Origin of the sequence: Cellulomonas triticagri (assembly GCF_003696205.1) — a bacterium.
GTDB classification, from domain to species: Bacteria; Actinomycetota; Actinomycetes; order Actinomycetales; family Cellulomonadaceae; genus Cellulomonas; species Cellulomonas triticagri.
The window spans coordinates 1-7,875 of the sequence record NZ_RFFI01000148.1 but is presented as its reverse complement, the minus strand read 5'-3'; the positions used below and the strand labels follow the sequence as shown (position 1 = coordinate 7,875).

General features: G+C 74.7%; 7 protein-coding genes and 1 pseudogene. 3 read left to right on the top strand and 5 right to left on the bottom strand.

Annotated elements, in window-relative coordinates; translation table 11 throughout:
* From EBM89_RS18455 to EBM89_RS18445, 3 genes and pseudogenes are all read right to left on the bottom strand, one after another.
* Positions 1 to 356: pseudogene (locus EBM89_RS18455) on the bottom strand (hypothetical protein); the annotation flags it as partial.
* Between the two features lie 66 nt (positions 357 to 422).
* Positions 423 to 1,103, bottom strand: coding sequence for a response regulator transcription factor (locus tag EBM89_RS18450; protein ID WP_122151091.1), 681 nt, complete (start codon positions 1,101 to 1,103; stop codon positions 423 to 425).
* Between the two features lie 37 nt (positions 1,104 to 1,140).
* Positions 1,141 to 2,496, bottom strand: coding sequence for a sensor histidine kinase (locus EBM89_RS18445; protein ID WP_233571847.1), 1,356 nt, complete (start codon positions 2,494 to 2,496; stop codon positions 1,141 to 1,143).
* A 519-nt stretch (positions 2,497 to 3,015) separates the two neighbouring features.
* On the opposite strand from EBM89_RS18445, the gene EBM89_RS18440 reads away from it, so the two are divergent.
* From EBM89_RS18440 to EBM89_RS18430, 3 genes are all read left to right on the top strand, one after another.
* Entirely contained in the window at positions 3,016 to 4,350 is a 1,335-nt protein-coding gene (locus EBM89_RS18440) for a quaternary amine ABC transporter ATP-binding protein (protein ID WP_122151089.1), read from the top strand.
* Between the two features lie 23 nt (positions 4,351 to 4,373).
* Complete coding sequence (locus EBM89_RS18435) at positions 4,374 to 5,249, top strand: ABC transporter permease (protein WP_122151092.1); 876 nt, start codon at positions 4,374 to 4,376, stop codon at positions 5,247 to 5,249.
* Positions 5,250 to 5,345: 96 nt separating this feature from the next.
* On the top strand, positions 5,346 to 6,272 hold the full coding sequence (locus EBM89_RS18430) for a glycine betaine ABC transporter substrate-binding protein (RefSeq protein WP_122151088.1): 927 nt from the start codon (positions 5,346 to 5,348) through the stop codon (positions 6,270 to 6,272).
* 258 nt (positions 6,273 to 6,530) lie between these two features.
* Here the strand turns inward: EBM89_RS18430 and EBM89_RS18425 are convergent, their stop codons facing one another.
* Both EBM89_RS18425 and EBM89_RS18420 read right to left on the bottom strand, forming a co-directional pair.
* Positions 6,531 to 7,292, bottom strand: coding sequence for a TetR/AcrR family transcriptional regulator (locus EBM89_RS18425; protein ID WP_122151087.1), 762 nt, complete (start codon positions 7,290 to 7,292; stop codon positions 6,531 to 6,533).
* A partial coding sequence (locus tag EBM89_RS18420; protein WP_147463618.1) for an amidohydrolase family protein occupies positions 7,285 to 7,875 on the bottom strand: 591 nt, incomplete at its 5' end. The genes EBM89_RS18420 and EBM89_RS18425, both read right to left, overlap by 8 nt.

The following is a 7,875-nucleotide window of genomic DNA, read 5'->3' as shown; positions in this document are numbered from 1 at the left end:
GGCGCGGGGTACCCGCCCGCCGGGTACGCGGCGTACGGCTGGGCCTGGGGCGTCTGCGGCGCCGCAGGGGCGTACGGCGCGTGCGGCGCCGCGCCCGGGTACGGCGCCTGGGGCACGGGGCGCGGGGCGGCGGGCGCGTTCCCCCGCTGGAGCGCCGCCAGGACGAACGCCCCGCCGATCATCGCCGCCCCGACGGTGGTGAGGGCGTAGCCGAGCGTGGAGGCGAACCCGTAGAGCCAGGACGCCCGGTAGAACAGCTCGACCAGCAGGGCCTGGCCGATCCAGCCGCCGAGGATCCCGAGCGCCAGCACCCCCACCCCGGTCCAGAGCAGCTGCGGTGCGGTGAGCTTGGGCATGGCGGTGGGTCCCTCCGGCTCGCGGGCGGGACCCCGTCCGGGGCCCCGGGCCGACGCTACCGGGCGTCAGCCGTCGAGGCGCAGGTACCGCAGGACGGCGAGCACCCGGCGGTGGTCCCCCGCGTCGGGGGCGAGGCCGAGCTTGCCGAAGATCGAGGTCACGTGCTTCTCGACGGCGCCGTAGGACAGCACCATGCTCTCGGCGATGGCGCCGTTGGACCGGCCCTGGGCCATGAGCTCCAGCACCTCGGACTCCCGGGGGGTGAGCCGGGAGACGGCGGGGTCGACGCGCGCGGCGCCCATGAGCTGCGTGACGACCTCGGGGTCGAGGACGGTGCGCCCGGCGGCGATCCGCTCGAGCGCGTCCAGGAAGTCGGCGACGTCGGCGACGCGGTCCTTCAGCAGGTAGCCGACGCCGCGGGCGTCCCCGCCGAACAGCTGGGCGGCGTAGCGGGTCTCGACGTACTGGGAGAACAGCAGGACGCCGAGGGCGGGGTGGGCGGCGCGCAGCGTGAGGGCGGCGCGCAGGCCCTCGTCGGTGAACGCGGGCGGCATCCGGACGTCCACGACGGCGATGTCCGGCAGCCCGCCGCCGTCGGCGAGGTCGGTGGCGGCCAGGCCCGCGACCGCGCGCACGAGGGCGTCGCCGTCGCCGACGGCCGCGACGACCTCGTGCCCGCGGCGGTGCAGCAGCGCGACCAGGCCGTCCCGGAGGATGACGGAGTCCTCGGCGATCACGACGCGCACGCCGCACCCCCGCTCGTGGCCGGAGCCGGGGTGGCGGTCATCGGGCGACGCTCAGCGGCAGGTGCACGGTGACCACCGTAGGGCCCCCGGCGGGGCTGTCGACGTCGACGGTCCCGTCCACGGCAGCGGCGCGGTCCGCGAGCCCGGCGAGGCCGGTGCCGCCCGACGCACCGGGCAGCGCGAGGCGCGCACCGCCGCGGCCGTCGTCGCGGACCCGGATGCGCAGGGACCCGCCGAGGTCCTCGACCCGCACGTAGGCCCCGCTGGCGGCGGCGTGCCGGACGACGTTGGTGAGCAGCTCGGCGACGGCGAAGTAGGTGATGGTCTCGACCTCGGGCCCGGGGCGGCGCGGCAAGTCGACGTCGACGGTGACGGGCACCGGGCAGCGCGCGGCGAGGGTCTCCAGGGCGACGGCGAGCCCGCCGTCGAGCGCGGGCGGGTGGATGCCGCGGGCGATCTCGCGCAGCTCGGCGAGGGTGTCCTTGAGGTCGCGGTGCGCGTCGTCGAGCAGGGTGAGCACCGCGTCGGGGTCCTCGGTGCCGAGGCGGTCGCGGGCGTCGCCGATCTGCATGGCGACGGCGACGAGGCGCGCCTGGGTGCCGTCGTGCAGGTCCCGCTCGATGCGGCGCAGCCGGGCGTCGGCGTCGGTGACGGCGGCGCCGCGGGTCTGCTCCAGGTGCGCGACGCGCAGGCTGCCCTGCGTGGGTCCGAGCAGGCCGGTGCTGAGCAGGCGGAACAGGTGGCCGAACCCGAGCGTGAGCCGGTGCCAGGCGAACAGGCAGAGCAGGCCGGTGACGATGAGGATCCACTGCCGGGGCGGGGTGTCGATGAAGTAGTCCTCGCCGAAGGACGCCCCGCGGTGCAGGGTGCCGTCCGACGAGGGCTGCGGCGGCAGCCACCGGTACCAGAACCAGTGGGTGGTGCCCGCGAGCGCGACGGCGAGGAAGACCGTGGTCGTCACGAACGCGACGATCGACAGCGGGAAGGACAGGGCGTTGAAGGCGACGGCCCGCCACCCGGCGGCGTCGCCGAGGAGCCGGCCGAGCCGGCGCCAGAACCCGCGCCCGGGCGCCCGGGGCGGCGGGGCGGGGATCTCGGTGCCGAGCATCCCGCGCGCCATCCCCCGGTACAGCGACCCCCACAGGCGACCGCCGACCACGACCCAGCCCGCGACGAACAGCCCGACGACGGTGACCGCGACCGACGGGGGCAGCACGACGGCGACGACCGCGTAGGCGAAGGCGAACGGGGCGAGCAGGAGCGCGCACCACAGGTACCCGTACTCGCGCCAGGTGCGCGTCAGCACGCCCGGACGCCAGAGGGCGCCGCGAGGGCGCGGCTCGGCGGTGTGCGCCACGACGGGTGGGGTCGCGGCGGGCACGGGGTGGGTCACGTCGGGCTCCTCGGGATCGGTGTGCCCGACCATCGTCCCGCGCCGCCGGGGGCGGGTGGCACCCGGTGGTCCCGCCGGTTCGGACCGGGGGTTGTCCCCCGGTCAGGGGCCCTGGAACCCGACCACCAGGTCACAAAGCGGTAACAATCCAAGACTTGGTAAAGTCCCAGGTCAGAGCGCTTTCTTCACCCGCTGATCATCCCAGGATCCACCGGAAACGCACGAACCCGCCTCGCCAAACGCGCAGATCTGGGGCACGGTGGACGACGACCAGATCGACGAAACGGTCGGCGCGTGACGCCCGGATCCGGCCCTCGCAGCGTCTCGGCAGCACTCTCGCCGGGGCAGCAGGAGCGAGGGCCGCGGTGCGTCCGCCCGCCCTGCGACCGGCCCCCGTGGGCGGGCCGCGCCGGGCACCGACCACGACGCAGCGCCCCCGGCGCGCCCCACCCCCGGGGCGCACCCGACCTCGCTCTCGCGGGGGGACGGGGCCGCGTCATGACGTGACGAGGTGGATGAGTGACAGGACTGCGCGTCGAAGGCGTGTACAAGGTGTTCGGCCGGCGGCCGAACGAGGCGGTGAAGCGGCTCCGCGACGGGGCCACCCGCGAGGACGTGCGCCAGTGGGGCACGGCGGCGGTGATCGACGCCGACCTGCAGATCGCGAGCGGTGAGACCTTCGTGGTCATGGGCCTGTCCGGCTCCGGCAAGTCGACCCTGATCCGGATGCTCAACGGCCTGTGGCGGCCGACGGCCGGGCGCGTGCTGCTCGGCGACGACGACCTGGGCGCCGTCAGCGCGGCCCAGCTGCGCTCCATCCGGCAGCGCAAGGTGTCGATGGTGTTCCAGCACTTCGCGCTGCTGCCGCACCGCACGGTGCGCGACAACGCCGCGTACCCGCTCGCCCTGCAGGGCGTCGACAAGGCGGAGCGCCGCGACAAGGCGCAGCAGGCCCTCGAGATGGTGGGCCTCGGCCAGTGGGGCGACTCGCTCCCCCACGAGCTGTCCGGCGGCATGCGCCAGCGCGTCGGCCTGGCCCGCGCCCTGGCGGCCGACACCGACATCCTGCTGATGGACGAGGCGTTCTCCGCCCTCGACCCGCTGATCCGCCGCGAGATGCAGGACCAGCTGCTCGAGCTCCAGCAGACGCTCGGCAAGACGATCGTGTTCATCACGCACGACCTCAACGAGGCGATGTACCTCGGCGACCGGATCGCGGTCATGCGCGACGGCCGGATCGTCCAGGTGGGCACCAGCGAGCAGATCCTGTCCGCGCCCGCCGACGACTACGTCGCGCAGTTCATCGCCGACGTCGACCGCACCCGCGTGCTCACGGCCTCGTCCGTGATGCGCCGGCCCGCGGCCGTCGCGTTCGCCGGGGGCGGCCCGCGCCTCGCGCTGCGCACCATGCGCGACGCGCAGGTCGCCGCCGCCTACGTCGTGGACCGCGCGCGGGTGCTCAAGGGCATCGTGCGCGACGCCGACGCCGTGGACGCCACGCGCGCCAACAAGGACACCCTCGAGGGCATCGTCGACACCAGCCTGACCTCGGTGTCCGTCGACACCCCGCTGTCGGACGTGTTCGCCCCCGCCGCGGAGTCCCCCCTGCCGGTCCCCGTGACCGACGAGAAGGGCCGCCTGGTCGGGGTCATCCCGCGCGCCACGCTGCTCGAGGCCATGGTCCCGCCGGAGACGCACACGCCCGCCGAGGGCACCCCCGTCGCCGCCGAGCCCACGCCGGTGCTCGACACCGCGGACGCCGCGCCGCTCGCGCCGCTGTCCGTGCCGGGCCTGCCCGACGAGCCCGCGCCCGCCCCGGTGCCCGCCGACGACACCACGGAGGTGCGCGCGTGAACGCCTCGATCTTCGCCCTGGACATGACCGACGAGGGCGTGCCCCGTCTGCCCCTCGGCTCGTGGGTCTCCGACGCCATCAGCTGGATCACGAGCACGTTCCGCGGGCTGTTCGCCGCGATCAAGAGCGTCCTCGAGGGCGCCTACGACGGCCTGGACACCGTGCTCGGCGGCCCGCCGTTCTGGTTCATCGCCGTCGCGCTCGCGCTGATCGCCCTGTTCGCGAAGGGCTGGAAGCTCGCCGTCGGCTCGCTCGTCGGCTTCGTCGTCATCGCCGGCGTCGGCCAGTGGGGCAACGCGATGGACAGCCTCTCGCTGGTGATCCTCGCGAGCGTCATCGCCCTGCTGCTCGCCGTGCCGCTCGGCATCTGGGCGGCGCGCAACGACCGCGTCTCGCAGGCCATCCGGCCGGTGCTGGACTTCATGCAGACCATGCCGGCGTTCGTGTACCTGATCCCGACCGTGGTGATCTTCCGCGTCGGCGTCGTCCCCGGCATCGTCGCGACCGTCATCTTCGCGATGGCGCCCGGCGTCCGGTTCACCGAGCTCGGTCTGCGCCAGGTGGACCGCGAGGTCGTCGAGGCCGGGCACGCGTTCGGCTCCTCCGAGGGCCGCATCCTGCGCCAGATCCAGCTGCCGCTGGCGATGCCGACGATCATGGCCGGCGTCAACCAGGTGATCATGCTCGCCCTGTCGATGGTGGTCATCTCCGGCATGGTCGGCGCGGGCGGCCTCGGCGGCGACGTCGTCCAGGCCCTGAACCGCGTCAACGTCTCGCTCGGCTTCGAGGCCGGTCTCGCGGTGGTCATCCTCGCGATGTTCCTCGACCGCGTGACGTCCGCGCTCGGCACCCGCTCGAAGACGGCCAAGGCCGTCGCCGCGGCGTCCGCCTCCCACTAGCAGCACGACCGGGCCGGCCCCCCGGCCGGCCCAGCAGCACAGCACAGCCCCCAACCCCGGGCGTCGGCAGGATGCCGCACGCCCACGGAAGGAACCATGCGCAACCGCACCCGTCGTACCGCGCTCGCCGCCTCGGCCCTCGTGGCCGGCCTGGCGCTCACCGCCTGCTCCTCGGACTCGGGCTCCGGCTCGTCCGACGACGCCGACCGCCTCGACAACGGCGACCTGTCGACCGTCTCCATCGGCGTGCACTCCGGCTGGGACGAGGGCATCGCCGTCTCGGCGCTGTTCCAGGCCATGCTGGAGGAGGACGGCTACACCGTCGAGTCCCAGGAGGCCGACGCGGGCGTCGTCTACACCGGCATGGCCGGTGGCGACTTCGACGTGAACTTCGACATGTGGCTCCCCGTCACCCACGCCGACTACCTCGAGCAGTACGGCGACGACCTGGAGCAGCTCGGCGTCTGGTACGACGACGCCGTGCTGACCATCGCGGTGAACGAGGACGCCCCGATCACCTCGCTGGACGAGCTCGCGGAGAACGCGGACGCGTTCGGCAACCGCATCGTCGGCATCGAGTCCGGCGCGGGCCTGACCCGCATCACCCAGGACGAGGCCATCCCGACGTACGGCCTGGAGGACATGGAGTTCGTCGTGTCCTCGACCCCGGCGATGCTCGCCGAGCTCCAGGGCGCGACCGAGGCCGGCGAGAACATCGCCGTGACCCTGTGGCGGCCGCACTGGGCGTACGACGAGTACCCCGTGCGCGACCTGGAGGACCCCGAGGGCGCCATGGGCGAGGCCGAGGAGATCCACACCGTGGGCCGCACCGGCTTCTCGGAGGACTACCCGACGCTGACCAAGCTCATCGAGGAGTTCACGCTGAGCGACGAGCAGCTGTTCTCGCTGGAGAACCTCATGTTCAACGAGGACGGCGGCAGCGACCCGCTGGCGTCCGCGCAGACGTGGCTCGAGGAGAACCCCGAGTTCGTCACCGACCTCAAGGAGTCCGCGGGCGTCTGACCCCCGCGCGCGCTCTGCCCGACGGCCCCGTCGACCTCACGGTCGCCGGGGCCGTCTGCGCGTGCTGCGCGTGCTGCGCCGAGTGCGGAGAACCTGGCCCAGGATGTCGGGTTCGCGTCGCAGGTTCTCCGCACTCGGCGTGGGGTGCAGGTCCGGGTGCGGGTGCGGGCGGGAGATGCGGGCGCGTGCGCGGAGCGCGAACGCGGGACCTGGGCACGGGACGGGGCCCGAGGGCCCGGAGGCCCGGGTGCCCGGGGCTCAGTCCTGGGGGTGCTGGGCGCGGAAGGTGGCCGCGAGGTCGGTCCCGGCGGCGACCGCCGCCGCGATCTGCGGCTCCGGGACGTGCACGAGGCGCAGGCAGCCGCGGACGACGGCGTCGGCGTACGCGGCGCGGGTGCCGTCGTCGCCCCACTGCCGCTGCGAGATGATCCCCTCGACCAGCCCGAACACGAGCTCCAGGTCCGCGTCCGGCAGCGCCTCCGGGTCGACGCCCTGGGTGCGCAGCACGGCGACGGACAGCGCCCGGTAGTGGGCGCGCAGGGCGACCTGGCTCTCCCTCGTCTCCGCGAACTCGGTCTCGGCGATGTCGAGCAGCCGGTAGACGACGTGCAGGTTCCACCGGTCGCGCAGCAGGCCGTCGAGGTCGTACCGGGCGAGCCCCGCGAGCGCGACGGCGGGGTCGACGGGTCCGCCGTCCGGCCCCGCGGTGCCGAGCCAGTCGGCGAACTGCACGGAGGGGGCGACGGTGCCCTTGAGCAGGGACCGCAGGATCTGGCTCTTGTCCGCGAAGTGGTAGTAGAGCGACGCCTGCTTGATGCCGACCCGGTCGGCGATCTGCCGGGTGGTGGTGTCGGTGTAGCCCTGCGAGCTGAACAGCGACGCGGCGGCGGCGAGGATCTCGTCCCGGGTGCTCAGCCCGGGGTTGGCGCGCGGCCCGGACCGCGGCCGCCCGCGCCGCCGGGGCGTCACGGGCACAGCGGGCACAGCCGCGGCGGCGGGTGCGTCGACCTGCTCAGGCACGGCCCGTCCTCCCGGCGTCGTCGAGGTCCTTCACGATCCGTCCATCCTGCACCACCAGGCGCACGCGCCGCGGGTCCGCGAGCGCGTCGATGCTGGTGAGCGGGTCGACGTCGGTGAGCACGAGGTCGGCCCGGCGGCCGGGGGCGACGGTGCCGACCTGGTCGTCCAGCCCGAGCATCCGGGCGGCGCCGCTGGTCCCGGCGACGAGGGCGGCGGCGGGGTCGAGGCCGTGCCGGACGAGCAGCCCGAGCTCGGTGAGGTTGGTGCCGTGCGGGGCGATGCCCGCGTCGGTGCCGAGGGCGACGGGCACCCCGGCGGTGAGGGCGGCGTGCAGCCGCTCGGACGCCCGCTCCTGCGTCGCGCGCCGCTTGGCCGCGACCCACGGGGCGGTGCCGGCCGCGACGGGCCGGGTGAGGGTGGACAGGGTCGGGACGAGCCAGGTGCCGCGCTCCCCCATGAGGTCGATGGTCGCGTCGTCCACGAGGTAGCCGTGCTCGACGCTGCGCACGCCCGCGCGCACGGCGGCGGCGATGCCCGCGGCGCCCTGGGCGTGCGCGGCGACGCCGACGCCGCCGTGCCGGTC

What these genes read in the sequence shown, in the direction of transcription:
- EBM89_RS18435 (WP_122151092.1), top strand. Translation starts at nt 4,374, where the DNA reads ATGACCGACGAGGGCGTGCCCCGTCTGCCCCTCGGCTCGTGGGTCTCC.
- EBM89_RS18430 (WP_122151088.1), top strand. Translation starts at nt 5,346, where the DNA reads ATGCGCAACCGCACCCGTCGTACCGCGCTCGCCGCCTCGGCCCTCGTG.